At 57.8% G+C, this 22,181-nt stretch carries 22 protein-coding genes and 2 pseudogenes; 6 read left to right on the plus strand and 18 right to left on the minus strand.

The genetic code is table 11. The annotated features are described in order from the left end of the window. From Q0X47_RS04785 to ndhC, 12 genes are all read right to left on the minus strand, one after another. The coding region (locus tag Q0X47_RS04785) for a proton-conducting transporter membrane subunit (RefSeq protein ID WP_297723447.1) at window positions 1-668 on the minus strand (668 nt) is incomplete at its 3' end. Between the two features lie 15 nt (window positions 669-683). Then, the gene (gene nuoK / locus Q0X47_RS04790; protein ID WP_297723449.1) at window positions 684-983 is read right to left on the minus strand and encodes an NADH-quinone oxidoreductase subunit NuoK; all 300 of its coding nucleotides are present in this window, start codon (window positions 981-983) and stop codon (window positions 684-686) included. Then, window positions 980-1,954 carry an NADH-quinone oxidoreductase subunit J gene (locus Q0X47_RS04795; RefSeq protein ID WP_297723451.1) on the minus strand — a complete coding sequence of 325 codons (975 nt, stop codon included), beginning with the start codon at window positions 1,952-1,954 and terminating at the stop codon, window positions 980-982. Before Q0X47_RS04795 ends, nuoK begins: the two co-directional genes overlap by 4 nt. Beyond that, window positions 1,951-2,679: an NADH-quinone oxidoreductase subunit NuoI gene (gene nuoI, locus Q0X47_RS04800; protein ID WP_297723453.1), complete on the minus strand. Its 729-nt coding sequence runs from the start codon at window positions 2,677-2,679 to the stop codon at window positions 1,951-1,953. Before nuoI ends, Q0X47_RS04795 begins: the two co-directional genes overlap by 4 nt. Beyond that, entirely contained in the window at window positions 2,676-4,034 is a 1,359-nt protein-coding gene (gene nuoH / locus Q0X47_RS04805) for an NADH-quinone oxidoreductase subunit NuoH (RefSeq protein WP_297723454.1), read from the minus strand. The genes nuoI and nuoH overlap by 4 nt, the downstream gene beginning before the upstream one ends. A gap of 5 nt (window positions 4,035-4,039) precedes the next feature. Continuing rightward, entirely contained in the window at window positions 4,040-6,652 is a 2,613-nt protein-coding gene (locus Q0X47_RS04810; protein WP_297723456.1) for an NADH-quinone oxidoreductase subunit G, read from the minus strand. Next, window positions 6,653-7,981, minus strand: coding sequence for an NADH-quinone oxidoreductase subunit NuoF (gene nuoF, locus Q0X47_RS04815; protein WP_297723458.1), 1,329 nt, complete (start codon window positions 7,979-7,981; stop codon window positions 6,653-6,655). 2 nt (window positions 7,982-7,983) lie between these two features. Then, entirely contained in the window at window positions 7,984-8,685 is a 702-nt protein-coding gene (gene nuoE, locus Q0X47_RS04820; RefSeq protein ID WP_297723460.1) for an NADH-quinone oxidoreductase subunit NuoE, read from the minus strand. Beyond that, the gene (locus tag Q0X47_RS04825; protein ID WP_297723462.1) at window positions 8,682-10,055 is read right to left on the minus strand and encodes an NADH-quinone oxidoreductase subunit D; all 1,374 of its coding nucleotides are present in this window, start codon (window positions 10,053-10,055) and stop codon (window positions 8,682-8,684) included. Before Q0X47_RS04825 ends, nuoE begins: the two co-directional genes overlap by 4 nt. After that, on the minus strand, window positions 10,052-10,792 hold the full coding sequence (locus Q0X47_RS04830) for an NADH-quinone oxidoreductase subunit C (RefSeq protein WP_297723464.1): 741 nt from the start codon (window positions 10,790-10,792) through the stop codon (window positions 10,052-10,054). Before Q0X47_RS04830 ends, Q0X47_RS04825 begins: the two co-directional genes overlap by 4 nt. Further along, complete coding sequence (locus Q0X47_RS04835; protein WP_297723466.1) at window positions 10,789-11,334, minus strand: NADH-quinone oxidoreductase subunit B; 546 nt, start codon at window positions 11,332-11,334, stop codon at window positions 10,789-10,791. The genes Q0X47_RS04830 and Q0X47_RS04835 overlap by 4 nt, the downstream gene beginning before the upstream one ends. A gap of 32 nt (window positions 11,335-11,366) precedes the next feature. Then, window positions 11,367-11,726: an NADH-quinone oxidoreductase subunit A gene (ndhC, locus tag Q0X47_RS04840; RefSeq protein WP_297723468.1), complete on the minus strand. Its 360-nt coding sequence runs from the start codon at window positions 11,724-11,726 to the stop codon at window positions 11,367-11,369. A 578-nt stretch (window positions 11,727-12,304) separates the two neighbouring features. Here ndhC and Q0X47_RS04845 point away from each other — a divergent pair. After that, complete coding sequence (locus Q0X47_RS04845; protein WP_297723470.1) at window positions 12,305-13,609, plus strand: isochorismate synthase MenF; 1,305 nt, start codon at window positions 12,305-12,307, stop codon at window positions 13,607-13,609. Between the two features lie 649 nt (window positions 13,610-14,258). On the opposite strand, the gene Q0X47_RS04850 is transcribed toward Q0X47_RS04845, so the two are convergent. From Q0X47_RS04850 to Q0X47_RS04870, 5 genes and pseudogenes are all read right to left on the minus strand, one after another. After that, entirely contained in the window at window positions 14,259-14,807 is a 549-nt protein-coding gene (locus Q0X47_RS04850; RefSeq protein ID WP_297723472.1) for a YbhB/YbcL family Raf kinase inhibitor-like protein, read from the minus strand. A 307-nt stretch (window positions 14,808-15,114) separates the two neighbouring features. Beyond that, window positions 15,115-15,726: a hypothetical protein gene (locus tag Q0X47_RS04855; RefSeq protein WP_297723474.1), complete on the minus strand. Its 612-nt coding sequence runs from the start codon at window positions 15,724-15,726 to the stop codon at window positions 15,115-15,117. Window positions 15,727-15,738: 12 nt separating this feature from the next. After that, window positions 15,739-15,918: pseudogene (locus tag Q0X47_RS04860) on the minus strand (terminase TerL endonuclease subunit); the annotation flags it as partial. Between the two features lie 29 nt (window positions 15,919-15,947). Then, window positions 15,948-16,495, minus strand: a pseudogene (locus Q0X47_RS04865) (IS3 family transposase); the annotation flags it as partial. Window positions 16,496-16,962: 467 nt separating this feature from the next. Further along, window positions 16,963-18,249, minus strand: coding sequence for an ATP-binding protein (locus Q0X47_RS04870; RefSeq protein WP_297723478.1), 1,287 nt, complete (start codon window positions 18,247-18,249; stop codon window positions 16,963-16,965). 197 nt (window positions 18,250-18,446) lie between these two features. Here Q0X47_RS04870 and relB point away from each other — a divergent pair, with 197 nt between their 5' ends. The 5 genes from relB (at window position 18,447) to Q0X47_RS04895 (ending at window position 20,488) form a co-directional block, all read left to right on the plus strand. Further along, the gene (gene relB / locus Q0X47_RS04875) at window positions 18,447-18,674 is read left to right on the plus strand and encodes a type II toxin-antitoxin system RelB family antitoxin (RefSeq protein WP_297723480.1); all 228 of its coding nucleotides are present in this window, start codon (window positions 18,447-18,449) and stop codon (window positions 18,672-18,674) included. Window positions 18,675-18,683: 9 nt separating this feature from the next. Next, window positions 18,684-18,968 (plus strand): type II toxin-antitoxin system RelE/ParE family toxin, encoded by a 285-nt coding sequence (locus Q0X47_RS04880; RefSeq protein ID WP_297723482.1) that lies wholly within the window; start codon window positions 18,684-18,686, stop codon window positions 18,966-18,968. Between the two features lie 133 nt (window positions 18,969-19,101). Then, window positions 19,102-19,794 carry a bifunctional demethylmenaquinone methyltransferase/2-methoxy-6-polyprenyl-1,4-benzoquinol methylase UbiE gene (ubiE, locus tag Q0X47_RS04885; protein WP_297723484.1) on the plus strand — a complete coding sequence of 231 codons (693 nt, stop codon included), beginning with the start codon at window positions 19,102-19,104 and terminating at the stop codon, window positions 19,792-19,794. A gap of 143 nt (window positions 19,795-19,937) precedes the next feature. Then, the gene (locus Q0X47_RS04890) at window positions 19,938-20,210 is read left to right on the plus strand and encodes a type II toxin-antitoxin system RelB/DinJ family antitoxin (RefSeq protein WP_297723486.1); all 273 of its coding nucleotides are present in this window, start codon (window positions 19,938-19,940) and stop codon (window positions 20,208-20,210) included. Then, window positions 20,207-20,488, plus strand: a complete 282-nt coding sequence (locus Q0X47_RS04895; protein WP_297723488.1) for a type II toxin-antitoxin system YafQ family toxin — start codon at window positions 20,207-20,209, stop codon at window positions 20,486-20,488. The genes Q0X47_RS04890 and Q0X47_RS04895 overlap by 4 nt, the downstream gene beginning before the upstream one ends. A 161-nt stretch (window positions 20,489-20,649) precedes the next feature. Here Q0X47_RS04895 and Q0X47_RS04900 read toward each other — a convergent pair whose 3' ends face one another. Continuing rightward, complete coding sequence (locus tag Q0X47_RS04900) at window positions 20,650-22,173, minus strand: MFS transporter (RefSeq protein ID WP_297723490.1); 1,524 nt, start codon at window positions 22,171-22,173, stop codon at window positions 20,650-20,652. Between the last annotated feature and the right edge of the window lie 8 nt (window positions 22,174-22,181).

Consider the following 22,181-nt stretch of genomic DNA (forward strand, 5'->3'; position numbering starts at 1 on the left):
AAATCCACGGAGCCGACCACGGCGAACATCGACATCATCGCCAGCAGCAGCCCCAAGTCGCCTACACGGTTCATGATGAAAGCCTTGTTCGCGGCCAAAGCGTTGTTGTGAACCTGGTTCCAGAAACCAATCAGCAGGTAGGACGCCAAACCGACGCCTTCCCAACCGACGAACGTCACCAGGTAAGAGCTGCCCAGCACCAGGGTCAGCATGGAGGCCACGAAGAAATTCAGGTAGGCAAAGAAACGGCGCCGGTCGGGGTCAGCCGCCATGTAACCCACCGAATAGATGTGAATCAGGCCACCGACGAACGTCACCAGCATCACGAACGAGATGGACAGCGGATCCAGCAGCAGACCGAAGTTCACGTTCACTTCCGAGCCGGGCAGCCAGTTCCACACCATCAGGCTTTGCGCCCTATTCTCAGGGGAACGTCCCAGCATATCCGCCAGAATGGCCACGCCAATCACGAAGGAAGCCCACGGCGCCAGCATTCCCAGGTAGTGTCCCCAGGAATCCACGCGACGTCCCGCAATGAGCAGGAACATGGAACTGACGAAAGGAATGGCAATCATCAGCCAGGCGTATTGAGCCATGCCGGTGGCGGCTCCGAATTCCAGAATCGCGCCGCTAGCCAGCCCGTTGACAAGATTGAAAGTTTGCAACATATTTTCCTTTCCCCCTTAGCCGTTCAACAGGTTGAAGTCGTCGAGGGAGGTGGTGCGCCGGGAGCGGAACAGCGACACAATCAGGGCCAAGCCGACTACGACTTCCGCCGCCGCCACGGTCATCACAAAGAAAGCCAGGACCTGGCCGGTCATGTTAGCGTTGGCTTCTCCCAAAGCCACCAGCGCGATATTGCACGAGTTCAGCATGATTTCCACACCCATCAGGGCAATCACTGCGGAACGGTGGAGCAGCACGGTCAGGGAGCCCACGGCAAAGAGGCCCAGGGCCACGAATACCAGGAACATCACGTTCATGCGTTTTCTCCTTCTTTCGTGGCTTCACCAGGTTCGGTTTGGCCCGCAATAGTTTTGTCGAGCGGCTTTTCCAGTTCCGCCGTCATCTCGGGAGCGCCCGGTCCGGGCATTCCCGCCGCGCCGGAACGCGCGACCAGTGTGGAGGTTTTCGCTCCGTGCAAGCTCACGTCGCCGCTGATTTCGGCCGCCAGAGCGCGAGCCGTCCACGGCGAGGCTTCCCCAAGCGACCGTTCTTCGCCGCGAACTCGCACCACGCGCGGCACCGATTCCGACACCGGACGCTGGGTTTCGCCGCTGATAGCCGGCACGTCCAACGCGTTGGTTTCGGCATAAACGCCCGGCGGCACGGTCTGGCCCAGGACGTGACCAGTCTCCCGGTACGCTTTCATCCGCTGCTTCACCAGGAAAGACTGGGTCACGCGCGGCAACAGCGCCTCAGAGTGGGTCAAGCTCATCGCCCCGACCGCGGCCACAATCAGCAGGGTGGCGATCATTTCCAGCGGCGCATAGTAAGTGTTGATGACTTCGGTGGCCAGCTGGACCGGATTCGGATCCCCGCTGGGCTGCGCCGGAGCCCCGTTCACCGTGGTGTTCGCGGCCGCGACTATCGCCATAATCCCGAAAGCGATGGCCAACAGTACCGACACCGCGACGGTCACAACTTTGGAATCTCGTGGCGAGTCCACGGCTTGCACCCCCACCAACATAATGACGAACAGGAACATCATCATGATGGCTCCGGTGTAAACCACAATCTGGACCGCGCCCAGGAACTCGGCACCAACCGAAAAGTAGATGCCTGCCACACACACCATCATGGCAACCATATAGACCGCGGCGTGAACAGCTCGATTCGACAACGCGACGCCCAAAGCCGCAATCAACGCTAGAGCGGAACACGCTGCTACGAAGATTGTCTGACCGGTGCCCATCTCGGGTAAGGCCGCGGCCGCTTGCAGCAAGTGGCTCATGCTTTCACCTCCTGTGCCGGTTTCCCGGCGCTGGCCAAGGAGGCATCGTGCGGACGGCGACTCGCGACCCAGTCAATCTGGTCGGGGGTCGGGCCGGTGACGCTTCCGTTGTAGTAATCCATGTCAGAAGTGCCTGACGCCATCGGGTGGGGCGTGTCGAGCATTCCGGCATCCAAAGGAACCAACAGGCGGTCCTTTTCAAAAATCAAATCCTCGCGGTTGTCGTCCCAAATCTCGTAATCGTTGGACATCGTGAGAGCCCGCGTCGGGCAGGCTTCGATGCACATCCCGCAAAAGATGCAGCGCAGATAGTTGATTTGGTAGACCCGCCCGTAACGTTCCCCGGCGCTGTATTGTTCCTCCGGGGTGTTCGAGGCGGCCTCCACATAGATGGCGTCGGCCGGGCACGCCCAAGCGCACAGTTCGCAGCCCACGCACTTTTCCAAGCCGTCCGGGTAACGATTCAGCTGGTGGCGTCCGTGGTAGCGCGGCTGGGTCGGCACCTTTTCGAAGGGGTACTGTTCAGTTACGTAGGGGCGGAAGAAGTTGCGGAACGTGACCCCGAAACCGGCGACTGCTTTCAGCGACTCCGCGATGGCGCCTTTTTTCTTACGTTGCCACAGTTGCGGATCCGCGTCTGCGGTGGGGGCAGGACCGGCACCAGCGGTGTTTTCCGGTTCGTCAGGGGAGGCGACCAAATTGTTGTCAGAAGTTTCTGCGCTCACTTTTCTTCCTTTCCGCCCGTGATGGCTGCCTCAGCCGGGGTGTTGGGAGTAACTTTCAAGAGTCCAGAACGCGGACTGGGGGGCAGCTCCTGTCCGGGCAGGGGCGGGACCGGGAATCCGTCCGCCATCGGGTCAAAGGGTTTGGCCACGGGCGGTTTCACTTTCTTGATGGGAATCAGCATCACGATTACCAGCAGCACCACGCAGACCACAGCCACCGCAATCATGATTTGTTGCGAGTTGAAGCCGAAGAACACGGGCAGAGCCTTAATCCAGGCCACCGCCATCATCCACACGAAGCCGATGGGAATCAAGACCTTCCAGCCGAGGTTCATGAACTGGTCATAGCGGAAACGCACCTGAGTGCCGCGAACCCACACAAAAATCCAGAACAGGAACCACACCTTGAGGGTGAACCACAGAATCCCCCACCACGGAGACCCGGTGACGGGGTTCATGAAGTCCCACGGCCACGGCGCTTTGTAGCCACCCAGGAACATGGTTACCGCGACGGCGGAAACATTAAAGATGTTGATGTATTCGGCCAGGTAGTACCAGGCGAAGTTCATTCCCGAGTATTCGGTTTGGTGTCCGGCCACCAGCTCGCTTTCGCATTCGGTCAGGTCGAACGGCAGACGGTTCGTTTCCCCGAAAGAAGCGATGAGATAGACGATGAAGGCGGGCAGCAGTCCCAGCAGCCAGCTCGGATCCTTTTGCGCCTCCACGATTTCGGAGGTGGACATGGAACCAGCCATGATGAATACACTGACCAACGCGGTGCCCATCGCCAGTTCGTAGGAGATAACTTGAGCCGTGGAACGCACGGAACCCAGCAGCGGGAACGGAGAGTTCGCTGACCAGCCGCCCAGAACAATCCCATAGATACCGACGGCGGAAATCGCCAACACAATCAAGGTGGCGACCCCGGAGTCAAACAGCTGCAGCGGGGTGGATATTCCGCCAATCGTCACGTTCGGACCGAAAGGAATCAGCGCGAAGATAGCGAAAGCCGTGAATGCCACCAGAATCGGGGAAACCAGATAAATCAGGGTGTCGGCGCCCTTGAGACGGAAGTTTTCTTTGAACACCATCTTGCCGGCGTCCGCAACCGCCTGGAGCAGACCGAGCGGACCACGCACGTTCGGACCAGGACGGGTTTGAATACGCCCCAAGCCGCGGCGCTCCACCCACAGCGCCAAGAGCACATAGAGAATCAGCGTCACGATGATAATCAGGGCTTTAATCAGGGAAATCCACCAGGTTTCCTGGCTGAAGTCAGCCCCTTTCGGAGCCGACGCCCCGGCGGGCCACAAGTCAGCTCCCATAACGGTCAGGATAGGAATCAATGTGTACATGATGGTTACGCCTCCGCTGCTTTCAAGCTAACAAGCTGGCCGTAAGCCGAACCCAAGGTTTCGTGAACCAAAGATCCGGGGGAAGATTCCGGCATCCACACGACCCGCTCCGGCATGTCCGTAAGCACCACCGGCAGGGTCAAGGCACCTTTCGGCCCCGTAATCTTGGCAAAGTCGGTAATACCGTTTTCCCGAGCGGTTTCCGCGCTCATGCGCACCACCGGAACTCTGGCGGTTCCCGCCAAGTACGGTTCACCGTCCTGGCAGCGCCCCGCGTCCAGCAGCGGCTTCCAGGTGATGACCAAGGCCTGACCGGCCTCGGGCGGGACAATGGGAGGATCCTCACGGAACGGCGCCCCCAAACGAATGCCTTGCCAGGGACCCAACTCCTCGTACTCGTGCCAGATAGCGGCCAAAGAGTCCAGCCCCAAGTCGTAGCCCGCGGCCCGACCCAGCAGATTCATGACCTTCCAGTCCGGCAGTGCGTGGGACGCCAAAGCCTGACCGAAGGGGCGCAGCCGGCCCTCCCAGTTGATGAAAGTTCCGCTCTTTTCATGCGGCGGAGCCACCGGCAGCACGACATCGGCGTACTGGGTAATCTCGGTTTTGCGCACTTCCAGCTGGATGACGTGCTTCACACCTTTGAGGACTTCCCGTGTTCCGTCCGGATCCTCCAGGTCGCGCAGGTCCACCCCGCCCATCACCATGGTGGTGCCGGGTAGGAACTGTTCCCAAGCCTCGGGGGTCAACATGCAGCGGAAGCACAGCGGCAGATTCTCGTGCAGCGGCTCCTTGAGATCCCAAGCCGCATCAATGTCGGCACGAGCTGCCGGGTCGGTCACTAGGCGGCCACGCGGCAGCAGACCGGGGAAACAGCCCGCTTCGATAGCAGCACGCGAACCGGCACGCCGCGGTATCCACGCCCAGGCAGCATTAGTGGCGTCAGCCAAGCGTGCGGCATATTCCAGCTCGTCAACGACCAAGCTGGCGCGCTCTCCCATCAGCACCAGCGAGCCGGGCTGACTCAGAGATTCCTTCACCCACGCAAACTCGCCTTTACCATCGATGATGTCTTGCAGGATTTGGAGTTGCTCCCCCGGCTGGTTTTGCACCAGGGTGGCACCGAGTTTGCGCGCCCCTTCGCTCAAGAACGAGGCGAGGGTGGCGACTTTTGTGCCGTGGTTTTGTGTGGCTTTACGCAGCCGCAGGAACAGGGTGGCGCATTCGTCCTCCGGTTCCAGGTCGACCAGGAACACAAACGGCGCTTTTTCAACGTCTTGGTAGGTCACTTCCAGAGGACGTCCCGCGACCCGCATTCTGATGAAGTTCACTTCGTCCATACGGAAGTCCCGTGAGCGCGCATCCACGATGTTCGATTTGCCCACCACGTGGGCGAACTTGCCCCAAGCGTAGTAGTCCTCGAGGGTGAGGTGTTCACCGGGAAAGAACGTGACTTCGGAGTTTTGCGCAGATTCTTTAACATAGGCGGCGGCCCGGGAAAGGGCAGTGCCCCAGTCGGTTTCCTCCAACTCGCCCGCGTCGTTGCGCACCATCGGGCGGGTCAAACGGTCGGTAGAGGACTGCCACGCGAAAGCGTAACGATCCTTGTCAGAAATCCATTCCTCGTTGACTTCGGGATTATCCCCCGCCAGCTGGCGCAGCACGACCCCACGGCGCGCATCGACGCGGATTTCCGCCCCACTGGCGTCCTGGTCGGTAATCGAGGGGGTCGAAATGAGGTCGTGAGGACGCGCCCGGAAACGGTAAGAGGCGTTCGTAAGCGCTCCGACCGGACAAATCTGGGTGACGTTACCGGAGAAGTACGAGGCGAAACGTCGACCGGACACGTCGCGGTGCGCCACGTCCGGGTTACCCGAATGCATCGAACCGATAATACCGGGCTCCCCGCTCGGGCCGGTCATAGATTCACAAGGGGTGACGGTAGCGCCGTCCGGGTTCGCCTCCTCGTCATAAATCCCCAACACCTGCGTGTCGAAAGAACCGATGTTCTCGCCCATAAAGAAGTGGTCGTCGCGCGGAGAAGAACCGCCGCCCCGCCCTTGGAGGTCCAAGAAGGCATCACCGGCGATTTCCTTACCGAAACGCACGCAGCGCTGGCACAGCACACAGCGGTCCCGATCCAGCAGAATCTCGGAAGTCAGACGCACCGGCTTGGGCCAGACACGCTTGTTATCGGTGAAACGCGAGGTCGGGTTGCCTTCCATGAAAGTCTGGTTTTGCAGCGGGCATTCCCCGGCTTTATCGCAAACCGGGCAGTCCAGCGGGTGATTGACCAGCAGGAACTCCAAGATACCGTTTTGGGCCTTCGCCGCGACCTTGGAGCTGAACTGGGTGTAAATCTCCATCCGGTCCGAACAGGTGGTCGAGCAGGCCGGCATCGGTTTAGGCATCTTGGCGACCTCGCCTTGCCGGTTGGGCATAGCTACCTCGACCAGGCACGCGCGGCAGGCGGCCACCGGTTTCAGCAACGGGTGGTCGCAGAAGCGCGGCACGTAGACTCCTGCCATCTCGCAAGCCCGAATCGCCAGGGTGCCTTTGGGCACTTCCAGGGTCTTGCCGTCAACTTTGATATTGACCATTTGCACTTCGTCGCTCATTTATTTACCTGCCTCGCCCGATGCCTCGTGGTAGTACACGCTGCGTTCGTAGGGGAACAACTCCCAAGCCGGGGTTGTGTAGCCTTTTTCAAACTCGTCACGGAAACGCTGAATGCCTGACTTCACCGGCGTGATGGCCGCGTCGCCCAGCGCGCAGAAACAGCGCCCGCCAATCTCGGAAGTAATCGACAGCAGCTTGTCCACGTCGCCGACCTCGCCTTTACCGGCTTCGAGGCGGTGCATGATTTGCTTCATCCAATAGGTGCCTTCCCGGCACGGGGTGCATTTGCCGCAGGATTCATGCTGATAAAAGTCTATCCAGCGGGTCATGACGCGCACGACCGAAGTCGTTTCGTCAAACACTTGAATAGCGCGGGTAGCCAGCATCGACCCGGCGGTGACGACTTCCTCATAAGTCAGGGGAACATCGAGTTCTTCGGGGGTAAAGATAGGTGCCGAGGAACCCCCCACCGCCCAAAACTTCAAGTCATGACCGGATCGCATCCCGCCGCAGTATCCCAACAATTGACGCATCGTAATTCCGAACGGCGCCTCAAACTGGCCGGGGTGGGCGACATGGCCGGAAATCGAGAAGATCCCGTGTCCTTTGGACTTTTCCGTACCCATCGAGGCGTACCAGTTATCCGAATACTTAAAGATGCCGGCGACCTGGGAAATCGTCTCGACGTTGTTGATGACGGTGGGACGGGCATACAAGCCCTGGGCGGCCGGGAACGGCGGCTTCAACCGCGGGTGTCCGCGCCGACCTTCCAGCGAATCCAGCAGAGCGGTTTCCTCACCGCAGATGTAGGCTCCTGCCCCGGAGTGGGCGGTAATCTTGAGGTCGCCCAGCAGTCCCGCCTCGGTAGCTTCCCGGATAGCGGCCAGCAGCCGGCGCAGCGGGTGGGTCACTTCTCCGCGCAGATACACGAAAGCGTGTTCGCAGCGAATCGCGCGGGAACAAATCGCCATTCCCTCGATGAGGGCGTGCGGGTTCGCCATGATTTGTGGAATATCCTTGCAGGTCCCCGGCTCGGACTCGTCAGCGTTCACTGTCAGGTAGCGCGGCAAACCGTCATCGGGAGGCAGGAACGACCACTTCAAACCAGCGGGGAAGCCAGCGCCACCACGCCCACGCAACCCCGAGTTCTTGACCGCAGCCAACACATCGGCGGGATCCATCGAGTTGGCCTTTTCCAGACCCTGGTATCCCCCGCGCGCCCGGTAGGCCTCCAGGGTCCAAGACCGGTCCACACCCCACATATCCGACAAAATCGGGGTCAGCGGCACCTCGCCACCAGGAATGTCCGTCAGGTTCAGTTCACTCATGACTATTCACCTTCCTTCGGTTCGGGAGCGGACCAGCCCGGGTCGCTGGGGATTCCCCAACCTTTTTCCGCAGCGATGCGCTTGCCCAACAGGGTGGGGACACCGGCGGATTCGCCCTCATCGGCCAGTCCGTCCTCGAAACCAGCCAAGAGGTGCTCGTTTTCCTTAAAGGTCGGGACGTGATTCGGGCCGCGGGTCGGTTTCACCGGATTGCCCGCCCGCAAATCGTCAACGAGTTTCACGGCCGATTGCGGAGTTTGGTTATCGAAGAATTCCCAGTTCACCATGATGACTGGGGCAAAGTCGCAGGCAGCGTTACATTCAATCGCTTCCAGGGTAACTTTCCCGTCCGCGGTCGTTTCCCCGTTACCAATGCCCAAGTGGTCACACACGGTTTCCCAAATCTCGTCGCCACCCATGACGGCACACAGCGAAGTGGTACACACCCCCACGTTGTATTCCCCGTTGGGACGGCGCTTGTACTGGGTATAGAACGTGGCAACCGCCGAAACTTCCGCGGGGCTAATCCCCAACAGTTCAGAGCACAGCTCGATACCGTTGGCGGACACGAAGCCATCTTCGGACTGCACCAGGTGCAGCAACGGCAACAGCGCCGAACGCGAGTGTCCTTCGGGATAGCGAGCAATAATCTCTCGGCCTTCGCGAACCAGACGCGCTTTGACGTCCTCGGGATACGGTTTCATCGATCCACACCTCCAAACACCGGGTCAATCGAACCGATTGACACCACCAAGTCAGAAATCAAGCCACCCTCGCACATCATGGAGGCAGATTGCAGGTTTGCATAAGAGGGGTCGCGGAAGTGCGCGCGGTAAGGGCGGGTACCGCCGTCGGTTACCAGGTGCACGCCCTGGATGCCCTTGGCGTGTTCAATCTGGGTGTACACCTGACCGGGCGGGATTCTGAACCCTTCGGTCACCAGCTTGAAGTGGTGAATGAGTTCCTCCATCGAATGCCCCATAATATGCGACACGTGCTCCGGATCCTGGCCTTGGCCGTCCGCGCCGATGGTCAGCTTGGAGGGGTAAGCGAACTTGGGGTCGGCAATCATGACCGGCTCACCCTCGCTTTGCTCCAAACGATCCAGCACCTGGTAGACAATGCGCAGAGACTGATACATTTCCTCAAAACGCACCTCGGTACGCGTGTAGCAGTCGGAATGGTCGCGGGTGGGAACATCGAAAGTGTAAGTCTCGTACCCGCAGTAGGGCTGCAACTTGCGCATATCCAGCGGCAAACCGCCCGCCCGCAGACACGGACCAGTCAGGGACAGTGCCATCATGGTGGACAGCGGCAACCACCCCACGTTCTTCATACGGCCGATAAAGATCGGGTTGGCCATAATCAAGTCCTGCATTTCGCCAATGTCGCGTTTGACCAGCGGGAGCTTTTCACGAATCATGTCGATGGTGTCGTCCAGCAGGTCGTTGGACACGCCGCCGGGACGCATATAGGTGTTGTTCATGCGCAGGCCGGTAATGTGTTCAAAAATCCGCAGGATTTCTTCACGAGCCCGGAACCCGGTGGTCAGCATGGTCGTCGCGCCCAGCTCGTTCGCGCCGGTGCCGATAGCGACCAGGTGCGAAGCAATCCGGTTCAGCTCCATCAACAGCACCCGGATTTCTTTAGCCCGCCGTGGCACCTGATCCGTTACCCCCAGAGCTTTTTCGACCGCCAAACACCAGGCGACTTCGGTAAAAAACGGCGCCACGTAGTCCATGCGGGTGCAGTAGGCCACGCCCTGGTTGTAGGTGCGGTATTCCATGGACTTTTCAATACCGGTGTGCAGGTAGCCGGTGCCTAGGCGGCAATCCTTAATCGTTTCGCCTTCCAGTTCCACCACTACGCGCAACACGCCGTGAGTCGAGGGGTGCACCGGGCCCAAGTTGACGGCAATCCGGTCATTGTGAGCCGACTCGAGGTCAGCGGCCATCGCGGCCCATTCCCCGTCCTGAACGGAAAACTCCGGCATTCCCGGCACATATTCGCCAGCCCCCGCCGTGGCATGAACATTTTGCGTTTTTGCCTCTGGGTTCATAGTTTCGGTACTCAACTGTAGCTCCTCCGCGTGTCAGCCGGCGGGACGGTGCCGCCCTTGAATTGCACTGGAATCCCGCCCAGCGGGTAGTCCTTACGCTGCGGGTGTCCGACCCAATCATCGGGAAGCAGGGATCGGGTCAAGGCCGGGTGGCCGGTAAAGATGATGCCCATCATGTCGAAAGTTTCCCGCTCGTGCCAGTTGTTTCCGGGGTATATATCCACGATGGAGGGGACTTTCGGGTCTGACTCGGGAGCCGCAGTCTCGATGCGCAGGTTGCGGTTGTGGGTCACGCTGATGAAGTGGTACACGGCGTGCAGTTCCCGCCCGGTGTCGTGCGGGTAATGCACCCCGGACACGCCCATGCACAGCTCAAAGCGCAAGTCCTGGTCGTCACGCAGTGCTTTTGCGACCGTCACCAGGTGCTCGCGGGCGACGTGAATCGTCAGCTCACCGTGGGAAACGACGACCCGGTCTATGGCAGTGAGAGGATCCACTCCGGCCTTACGCAAATCCTCCTCCAGGTAGTCCACACACTCGTCGAACCAGCCCCCGTAAGGCTTCGGAGACTGCCCGGGCATCGTAACTTCCCGGTGCAACTGACCGTAACCGGAAGTGTCGCCGGTGCCGTGAACCCCGAACGGGTTGTCGCGCACCCCCAGGGATTCGCCGCGAGGATTGGCGTACTGGGGCAGTTTCGGCTCCAGTTCACCCTCCGGGGCGGCTTGCAAATCTTGAGTTTCTTCGCTCACGCCATCAGTCCCTTCATGTCGTTCAATGAGGCCGCCTGTAGCGCCGCGGCTTCCGCCTTGCGGATGGCTTCCTCACGATTCTTGCCCAAAGGATCGACCTTGATGTGGTCGCGCAAGCTCAGCAACGCCCCCAGCAGCATTTCCGGACGCGGCGGGCAACCCGGTAAATAGATGTCTACCGGCACCACGTGGTCGCAGCCCTGCACAATGGCGTAGTTATTGAACACGCCGCCCGACGAGGCGCAAGCCCCCATCGAGATGACCCACTTCGGGTCGGCCATCTCGTCATAAACGTTGCGCATGATGGTGGCCATCTTGTGCGAGACACGACCCGAAACCAGCATCACGTCAGCGTGACGCGGAGAGGAACGGAACACTTCCGAACCGAAACGGGCAATATCGAAACGTGAGGCCGCGGTCGCCATCATCTCAATAGCACAGCACGCCAAACCCATCGTGACGGGCCAAATCGAGAGGGCGCGAGCAAAATCAGTGAGCTTTTCCGGCAAGGCCGCCAAGCCGTCAGAATCTTGATCCAACATTTTATGGTTTCCTCCAAAATACTTGGAACGGTTTAGTTCCAGTCAAAGCCGCGACGGGCCCACACATAGATAAAAGGCACTGCCAGCAGTTCCACGAAAGTCATCATGACGAACATGCCGAACTTTCCTTGCTGGAAAAAGGAAATCGCCCAGGGGTAAAGAAAAACCACCTCGATGTCGAAAACGATAAACATCATGGCGGTCAGGTAGTACTTAACCGGGAAACGCGCCTGGTTTCCGCGAGCCGGAGTGGGGTCACAGCCACATTCATAGTTGGCATTCTTAACGCGGTTTGGTTTCGTGGGACCGAACAGATAACCGGACAAAACCCCAGCTAAGGCCACTACCGCGGCTACTAACAGCATTATCAGCAGCGCTACGTAAACGTTCATAGCTTCTCCATCTTTGAAAACACCTGAGTTGCCTGCCGGCACCGTAACCAGCAAAATCTTCCCAGGCGAGTTGCCAGCTCCACCCTACAGTTTTTCCCCCTAACTCAGTAAATTTTGCACAGAATGCAGGATTATCGCCGAGCTTCTCCGGGTTTTGGGCAGCCTGCGGCCCGTAGCGCGGATTCGATTTAGGAAAAAAAGAGTTTTCTTATTGGGACTTGGGTCCCTATTCGGAGGGCGGTTGGCGGGGTGTCGCCGGGGGTCGGTCTGTCGCGCGGATCTCCCGGCTCGCTGCGGGCAACGTCCCCACCCGTCCTCTAACCCGGTGACGATATACAGGGAACCCGCGGGCTCCCGGCTCAGTAATACCGCGATGCAGTGACACGGGGGGACACCCCCGGGGTTGAACGTCAGATTGAACCCTGAACCTCGGCGGCACTAAACAATAACCGCTTCAAATTCCGGTATTGCGGCTGGCGGGAGGTTCTGTACTCTCGGGCGTAGGGCCGCGTCGGGAGTCTGCCCGCGTGCTACCCTGCTGGTTTTGGGCGCTGAGCGGGGGAACCTAGGATAGATGGATGCTATTCGTCCACACTCGCGCTCTTGACCGCGATTTGTCCCCGGAGCTGGTCCCGATGGAGGCCGCGGCACTCCCCACGGACGGATTTTTCTTTGCTTCTCCCCCTGCACAAGGCGCCTCCTTGACGTTGGCTGCGCCGGGTTTGGGGGATTTTCCCGGTCAGGACTTTGCGCCGGCCTGGCATTGGGAGGACGGCTCGGACCTGGATCGGGCGGGCGCGGCGTGGTACCTGGTGGGACACCACGCCCAGGTGTTTGATGCGGTGCAGCGACGCGGCACGGGTCCGGTGGCTTTCGCGTCCTTTGGTTTTAATAGCGCGGCTGCCTCGGTGTTTGTTCTGCCGTCATTCCTGGTGGGCAGCGACGAGGAGGGGGCGTGGATTACCGTGGCTTATCAGGCCGCGAGTGTTGATGAGCCTAGAGCGGACCGATTGTATCGGGCCGCCATGGCTTGGATTAAAAACTTTCCCCACCGCCAGCGCCAAGATGCCCTGCAGACGCGACCCGCCGCCGTAGTGGGAAAAACGTCTTACCAGGAAAACGTTGCCGCCGCCGTGCGCGCTATCCGGGCGGGCAAAGCGGAGAAAATCGTGATGGCTCGCCCGGCACGCTTCGAGTTCGCCGGGGAGGCTGGCGCGGAGCGGGCGCGGACAGCCGGCGGGGCTTTGGCTGCCCGCCTGCGCGAACGCTACCCGACTTGCTGGATTTTCAATGTCGGAGGGCTGGTCGGAGCCACGCCGGAGATGCTGCTGGAGGCCGCCGCGGGACGGGCACATTCGCGAGTTTTGGCGGGCACGGCGACGCCCGGCGAGGATTTGGATTTGGCTCATTCGGCCAAGAACCTGGCGGAACACCAGGTGGCGCTGCGTTCGGTGGTGGAGCCTTTGCGCCGCGTCGACCCCGATTTGGAGACGAGCGGGCCCTACCTGTTACAGCTGCCGAATCTGACCCATTTGGCTACGGATTTGCACCTGCGGGTGCCGGCGGGCAAGACGCTTTTGCACCTGGTCGCGCAGTTTCACCCCACGGCAGCGGTGTGCGGGCTGCCGCGGGAGTTTGCGCGGACGTTTATCTCCCGGTTTGAAGCGGATCGCGGGCGTTACGCCGGGCCGGTCGGCTGGGTCGATGCCCAAGGAGGGGGCCAGTTGGCTTTAGCGCTGCGGTGTGCCCAGCTCGATGCCCTCGGCGTGGAGGCCTGGGTCGGGGCGGGCATCATGGCAGATTCCGACCCGGAAACCGAGTGGCGGGAAACCGGGGCAAAACTGGCGCCAATCCGGGATTGCCTGGACTTGTCGGCTGAGTGACCCGCGGGGCGCGCGGGAGAATTGCCCGACCTCGCCAATGGGCGGGTTGAGTGCGCCAATTGCAACCCCGGCTGAGGGTATCTGCATGAACGACCGATTTCAAACCAAAATCCGCCCCACGGCTCCCCCGAGCTTTTGCAAAACAGCTGGTAGACCCGTTTTCAGCTGAATCAGGGGGCGGCAAACCGAACCGAAATCGGTCACTCGTGCACGCTCGCTAGATTCCCCGGCGTGGCTAACTAAGGGGATTTGGGCTGTAGCTGCCATTATTGGCAGCTACAGCCCAAATCCCACCTTTTATCCGCAAGAGTGACCCGGACCGGGGTGTCGGGCGCGACCACCCTGCACTGAATTTCGGCTAAAACAGCACACCTATGCCGTTTCTTAACGCCTCTGCCCCACTTGACGGCACACGCGGCTCCTCCGCCGACAAATCCCGTCCCAAATTCGCCGTTTTTGCACTCCGCAAGAAAAAAACGAACTGGGTGTCAGGCGCGACGGAGCAGGGGGCGACTCAGCGAGAGGCTGGGGGGTGAGCGTTTTGCGACAATTGTCGCGCAAAACGCGAGGGGGTACTCCCCCTTTCCGCCGCGAGCGCCCCCGCGACGAAGCGCCCCCACCGGCCTAGCGCCGCCGCACCGCTAAGCCACTAGCGGCGATAGGTGGCGGTCAGGGTCGCGCGCGCCAAACCGTTGAACAGGCTCATGAAGTGTACCGTGGCGTTCGTCGCGGTGGCCGGATCCAGCTCCAGGCTGGGGATTTTCAAGGCGTGAACTGCGAAAACATAGCGGTGTTCCCGGTCCCCCGCCGGCGGGAAAGGACCATCATAAGCAAAATCCCCGCTATCGTTACGGATATGAAATGCTCGCCCCTCGGTCAGGGCCTGAATGGTCACGTCGTCCGCTCCTGCCCCCAGCGGCAGGGAAGTCACTGACGGGGGAATATCCACCACCGTCCAATGCCAGTAGCCGGACGGGGTGGGAGCATCAGGATCGAAGCAGCTTAGGACGTAAGAGGCGGTCTGCGCTGGTGCTCCGGACCAGGACAATTGGGGGGAATGGTTTGCGCCCTCCCCGGAAAAGTCGCGAGGCATGGCCACTCCCTCCTGTAAGTTTTCACTGGTAAGGGTAAAGGACGGTAGCTGCGGGAGCGCCTCAGCATAAGGGTGTGGGGCGAGGGGGCGAGAATCTAAGTTCATGGCATTTCCTAACTGTTGGGGTATTCGGGTTTCGGCGTGCGGTCGGTAATCTCGCCAGCCGACACTACCCCCTATGGCGACCAGCGAGGGGCTAATAGGCCTTAAGTGTATCCCGGTTTGGGGCTAAATTTAGCCCCAAACCGGGCATGCTTCAACGCTGTAATCTTCGCCACGACGGATAAAAAACACACAATTTGTCCTTTAACCCAACTATTGCTTCGAAGCCAATCAATGAAACCCATGTGTTGTCTCCAATAAAAGGGAGAAGCCCTCCTCGAAAGGAAGGCTCTCAAATCACGTACTGAAATTAGTATCTGTGCGAGTAGTAATCCAGTATCGGAACATTGCGTTCTATCAGGTAATTCCCAATGCCAGTTTCAATGTGACCTCGGCGCAAATCCTCCGGAATAGATTTCAGCGGAAAAGCAAGCACGAATCTCCTATCCCACGATTGTCCGAGGGCATGAACAATGATTCCTGAAGTTTTCCGTTTACATAAGTGGGAATCCCCATCTTTTGGTATGTCGAAATTGATGTCGTTACTTACAGCAACAACTCCAAGGAAACCAAGGTTAGTGAATTTCATCCACACCAGGTCTCGGCAATCTCCTCCAGCGTCACATATCGGCGCATACAGATGGCTGTCAATGTAATCTTCGAGTTCATCATTAATCAGCCCCGAAGGAAGATCTAGCCGTGGGGATTCAACAGTCGGCATGTCCAAAGCCTTCAAAAACTCGTTGACATACTTGATGATTTCTTCAGGAGGAACCGGTTGTTTCTTGGCCTGCTCTTGTGCCTTTACAATACGAGGGGCATTCTCGCAGTAACGAACTGAAGAATACTTCCCCATAGGCCTACAGGTATAACCTATCAAGTTTCTGGCATCTTCACATGAGAGCTCTCTAAAATTGTCCATACGAAAATACTATCAAATAACGAGTAGTCCTCGTTGGTCGTAGATGCTGCCGCTCACGTGCCCAGTGCCGTTTCGGATGGCTCTGTCGAGGGCCATGATCGTGGCGACGACTCCATCAATCTTCTCGGTGGATTTTTGTTTGTCGGGTTTGATATTCCCTGCAGGGTCGGTACGCACATGAATGTTATCGACCTGAAGTGTCCTGGGTTTTGTTCCGTTTCTTATACGGGGGTCAGTGAGCTGACCCGGGTTTGATTATACATATCGATGATGTCGGCTGCAGTGCGGTATCCGAGCGCTTCGTGTAGGCGCTCATTGTTCCACCAGTGCACCCAGTTCAGCGTGGCGAACTCAACCTCTGTCAGTGATGCCCAGGGGTGGGAGTAGATCAACTCAGCCTTGTATAGGCCGTTGATAGCCTCGGCTAGCGCGTTATCGTAGGAATCACCCACCCTCCCCGTGGAGGGCTTGATCCCGTAATCAGCCAGTTTCTCGTTATAGGCAATACTCGTGTACTGCGAGCCATGATCGCAGTGATGCGTAAGATTCACGAGAGTTTCTTTCGCTGCCTGGATGGCTTGCTCGAGCGCCTCCAGCGGTAGAGCCTCGGTTTTCATTGAGGATCGCGTCGCCCAGCCTACAATCTTTCGGCTATAAACATCGGTTACGAACGCTGTATACACGAACCCGGACAGGTTCGAACATACGTGATATCAGCAACCCACAGTTCGTTGGGTCTACTTGCCGTGGACTGCCGATTCACCAAATCCGGGCGAGAATCTGGTACTTGAGCGGGTCTGGTTTTTATTACTGTGCGTCCGGCGAACACCACCGCATTCGCCCAGTTTTACGACCCAAGGTTTCCGGCCGGCACACTTAAACCTATTAATTCGCCTCGGTGTGCCATATATGGCACACCGAGGCGTTTAAATAGTTTTTATCCCAGCTATTTAGAGAAACTCAGAGGCACTATCAACGTGGATAACTAGGGGGATTTGGGCTGTAGCTGCCATTATTGGCAGCTACAGCCCAAATCCCACCTTTTACCCACAAAAGTGACCCGGACCGGGATACCGGGCGCGGCCGGAGCAGGGGGGCGACTCAGCGAGAGGCTGGTGAGCGTTTTGCGACAATAGTCGCGCAAAACGCGAGGGGGAAATCCCCTTTTCGCCGCGAGCGCCCCCAGCAACGAAGCCCCCACCGGAACCCCTAACCTGACAGGACTAACGTAGGGAACTAATCGAGACTATTGGGATTCAGCAAGAAATCTAGGACACTCATAGTAAGGATTCCGTGCTGGTCATAGGTGGGTTTCACAGTATCGCGCACCAGCAAGATTTTCTTGAAGCTGTCCGGGACCTCAACAAGCGGAGCTTTCTCTTGGCGTTCCTTTTCCGAGTCCGGGATACGCCAGGCTGATTGCAGGTAGCAGCGCCGCGAACCCAGATTCGCCACAAAATCTACCTCGAGGTTTTTCCGAATGACTTTGCCATCTTGACGAGCCTGTTTTTCCACGTAACCGACATCGACCGAGAAACCCCGCAGGCGCAGCTCATTATAAATAATGTTCTCCATCAGGTGGTTTTCCTCGACTTGACGAAAGTTCAACCTAGCGTTACGCAGACCCACGTCCTCGAAATAGTATTTTTGCGGACTCCCGATATATTTTCGACCTTTCACGTCATAGCGAGATGCTGCCTCGACCAGGAAAGACTCCTCCAAATACCCGATATAGGACGCGATAGTGTTAGCGCTGAGTTTTGACTTCAGGACGCTCTTAAATGTCGCCTCTATCCGCGACGGGTTCACCAGCGAGCCAACCGAGGAAGCCAGCACATTCACCAAGTCCTCTAGCTCTTGCGTTTTCTCAATTCCGTTCCGGGCAATAATGTCCTTTAAATAAGTTTCCGCAAACAAGCGCTCCAGGTAGCGCGACTTTTGCTGGTCACTGCGCATCGACAGCACCAACGGCATTCCCCCATAGAGCACATACTCCGCCCAACCGCCATACCGATCCCCGTCGAATCCACTCATGTACTCTGCAAAAGACAGTGGCCGCACCCGGACCTCGTCCCCGCGGCCGCGAAACTCGGTCAGCACATCAGAGGAAAGCATCTTCGAGTTACTGCCTGTCACGTAAACATCCACGTTGTGGGAACGGAGCAACCCATTCAAGACCCCGTAAAGGCGCGGAGCCGCCGTCCCTTTCAGCTCTTGGTCTGTTATCGCATACTGGACTTCGTCAATGAGCACGTAGTATTGCGAGGTTTTGTCAAGGAGCCTGGATTTCAGGTAATCGTTAAGCACGCCGGGGTCGCGGTAAGCTGTCGCATCTTCCGTGTCCAGCGCGATTTCAATAATGTGTTCATCATCTACTCCCAGTTCCCGACGCAGATATTCAGCGAAAAGCCTAAACAGCAGGTAGGTTTTTCCGCAGCGTCGAACCCCGGTAATGACTTTAATCATCCCGTTTTGCATCCGGTCAATGAGCTGGTTGAGATAAACGTCCCGGCGGATTTCCACACTGTTAGCCTACTCCGCTTTGAGTGATTTTGCTACATGTATCAAAATCACTCAAAGCACGCGTGTGCAGCAGACCTGACTCAGGACTCTGGGCCATTGCCACCAAACCCACTCACCAACAATGAACTATTCAACTCCCTATCGACATTTAAGTGCTACGCTTAACGTATTACAGCGCAATGCGAGAGGGGAGTGCAATGGCGAAAACTACCACCGCGATACGTTTTGACCAGCAGGAACGTGAATGGATACAAGCATATGCTGACTTCTTAGGAATCAGCTTTTCACAATTTATCCGTCGGGCAGCGTTAGAAAAACTGGAAGATGCCCTCGACACGCAAGACTATATGCAAGCCCTGAAAGAAGACGACGGCGCCCGTTACACCACGGATGAGATTATGCGCGAAGTCATGGAAGCTGAGTGACCCACGCAAATGTCTTATCAAGTTTGCTGGACCAATGCCGCTCGCAAAGACCTAAAAAGTATCCCTAAAAAGCAACGCATCCTCCTCGTGACGTGGGTGCGCGACCACCTGGATGGATGCGAGAACCCCAGAGGTATCCCCCAAGGTAAACAGCTGCAAGGAACCAAAAACGGCTGGCGTTGGAGAATCGGTTCCTACCGAGTGATAGGACAGATTAAAAATCAGGAACTCGTGATTAACCTTGTCCGCGCCGGGCACAGACAAGGTATCTATCGCCCATTACCCAAGATTTAGCCACTGATTCATAAGCCACCTGCGGACATCGCATGCCACGATCATTCAATCAGCAATAGTTAAAACCGTTCCGCCGGCGCGAACAGGAAATGCACGAATACCCAGCCGCGGACCTGGCGGTAGGATAGAACCCATGCGCGCGAACCTAGACAAGAATCCTCACGACGTCCAATCCATGTTCAATGCCGTGGCCCGTCGTTACGACCTGATGAATTTTCTCGCCTCTCTGGGGCAGGAAAAAGTGTGGCGCACCCACGTCAAGCGTGCGGTGGTGACGCGCCCATTCTTGAAGGTGCTAGATGTGGCCGCCGGGACCGGTGCCAGCTCGATTGAGTTCGTGCGCGCCGGAGCCAAAGTCGTGGCGGTAGACTTTTCCGAAGGCATGATTGCCGAGGGGCGCCGGCGTCACCCGGAGATTGACTTTCAGCAGGGCGACGCGATGAACCTGGACTTTCCTGACAACACTTTTGACTGCGTCACCATCAGTTTCGGGCTGCGCAACGTTACCGACCCCGACAAGGCGTTGCGCGAGTTTTACCGCGTCTTGAAGCCCGGCGGCCACCTTGTGGTGTGCGAGTTTTCCCGCCCAACCTTTGCCCCGTTTAGAGCAGTTTATCGGTTCTTTTTGCATCGGGTCATGCCGCCGATTGCCCGGCTGTTTTCCACCGACGCGGTGGCGTATGACTACCTGGCCGAATCCATTTTGGCCTGGCCCTCCCAATACGAGTTCGCCGCCCAACTGTGCGCGGCGGGTTTCGAGCGCCTGCAGCTCAAGAATCTCACCGGCGGTATCGTCGCTCTGCACCGAGGTTACAAGCTGAAGTAGCCGCCACCCCGTGCGCATCTCCTAGATTCGCCAAAACGCAAAAGTTCCTTGTGACGTTTTTTCGTCGCATGCTCGGCTTTTATAATGACATCGTGTTGATGATAGACAAACTTTTTACTAAAATCGAACTTAGGAGGGGCACTATGACGACAACGAATTTGAACATCAGGACTGACAAAGAGGTCAAAGAACAGGCCGACCGCGTCTTTTCGGAACTGGGTCTCAACATGACCACAGCGATTAATATGTTCTTGCGTACTGCTATTCGCGAACAGGGAATTCCTTTCAAGTTGAGTCTGAATGTCCCCAATGACGCTACCGCTGCCGCGATAAGGGAGGGGCGACGGATAGCAGCCGACCCCAACATAAAGGGCTACTCGACTCTCGATGAGCTAAAGGCCGCCTTGGAAGTATGAAGTACGAAGTCAGATTTACGAGTCAGTTCAAGAGGGACGTGAAACTCGCAAAAAAGCAGCACCGGGATTTAGAAAAACTATTCAAAGTTATCCAAGTCTTGGCAGAGGGAGGCACTCTGCCCGAAAGATACCGCGACCACGGCCTTTCCGGCGCTTTCGCGGGAACCAGGGAATGCCACATCGAACCGGACTGGCTGCTGATCTACGAAATCCGCAGCAACGTGCTCGTGCTGATGCTCTATCGACTCGGAACCCACGCGGAACTGTTCCAGAAATAACTTGAGCTGCCTGTTTCCAGGCAGCTCAAGAATCTCACCGGCGGTATCGTCGCTCTGCACCGGGGTTACAAGCTGAAGTAGCCGCCGCCCCGGGCGCAAATTAAACCCGGAGGGCGACAACGGGTCTAACCGCACGATTAGACCCGCCGCCGCCCCCGCGTTCACTCCTCAGAATCAGGTTTTTCGTCGGTAGGTTCGTGCGGGTGCAGACCCTTCGATTCCTCGGCGCCTGAACCCATAGCGTGGCCTTGCACAATCCTTTCAGAGATAGGTTCTTCCGGATTGGGGTGCTCCAGCAACGCTGAAACTACGGGGAGCTCGCCAGTCTCGAGGTTCTCGCGAAGTTTCTCGTTCTTCTTTTCCACGTTCAAGAAGAACAGCAACCCCAAAATCAGCAGGTTAGCAATCATCGGCACCCACAGATACATGAACTGAATCATCTGGAGAGCCGAAGCGCTCTGGACTTTCGCGGTGCCGTCGTATCCGCCCAACTCCAGCAGCCAGCCCGCGACTGCCGTGCCGACGCCGGAACCAATCTTGACCCCTAGTGAGGAACAGGAAAACATCATGCCGTCGATACGTTTCTTGGTGCGCAAGAACGTATTTTCACTAATCTCTGCGATCAAGGCGTTCAACGTCCCCTGCAGGGGGCTCATACCCAGGGACGCCAGACCGGAGAAGAACAGCATCAGGGGAATCGACCCCATCGAGGCACCGATGATAACCCCTAGACGTCCCAGCACCGCCACCACGTATCCCACGATGGTCACAGGCTGCATCCGCCCAATCTTGGCTACCACCAGCGGAGTCACCAACAGCCCGATAATCAAGGGAATGTTGATGGCCCAGGCGAAGACCCCCAGGAGGTTGGCGTTACCCAAGATGTAGGTCATGAAGTAAATGCCCATATTCAACGTCGCGGTAAAGAACTGCATCAAGATAAAGCACACCACGATGATGACGTAGTAGCGGTTGCCCAACAGCTTCAGCGCCTCCAAGAAAGTGACATCGTCGTCGTCTTTCGCAGCCTGTGCATCACCTTCCGCCAGCTCGGTGGGAGACAGCTCCCGCACCGAAAAGACCGCCAAACTGTTAGAAAGGATGCCGACGATGGCATAGATAATCGCCACGTTCCGCCAAGCGTCAGCGCCTCCGCCCATCATCTGAACCGCTCCCACCGTGATGGTTTGGATGGTCAAGCTGGTTCCGAAAGCGAACATGAAACGGATGGAGCCCATCTGGACACGCTCGGAACGGTTCTTGGTAATCAGAGCCGTCAACGCGGCGTAAGCAATGTTGTTCGCGGTATAGAAAACCGCGTTCAGCAGGGTGTAGGCAATGAAAAACCAGGCATATTGCGCGGTCTTGCCCTGAGAAGTCGGAATCGCGTAAATCGCAATAATCATGGCCGCACAGCCAAAGAACGCCCAGAACATCCACGGACGTGCTTTGCCCATCTTGGTGTGGGTTCGGTCCATTAGACGCCCAAAGATAATGTCCGAAAACCCGTCAAAGAACTTCGACACCATAATCAAAGTTCCGATGACGCCGGCGCTGAGCCCTAACGTGTCCGTCAGATAAATCATCACGAACGCTGAAAGGAAAGCGTAGACCACGTTTCCGGCAATATCGCCAGAGCCGTACCCTACCTTGTTGTACCACTTGAGATATTTCTTTTCTTCCATGAGGCACC

Origin of the sequence: uncultured Mobiluncus sp. (genome assembly GCF_947254095.1) — a bacterium.
Taxonomy (GTDB): domain Bacteria; phylum Actinomycetota; class Actinomycetes; order Actinomycetales; family Actinomycetaceae; genus Mobiluncus.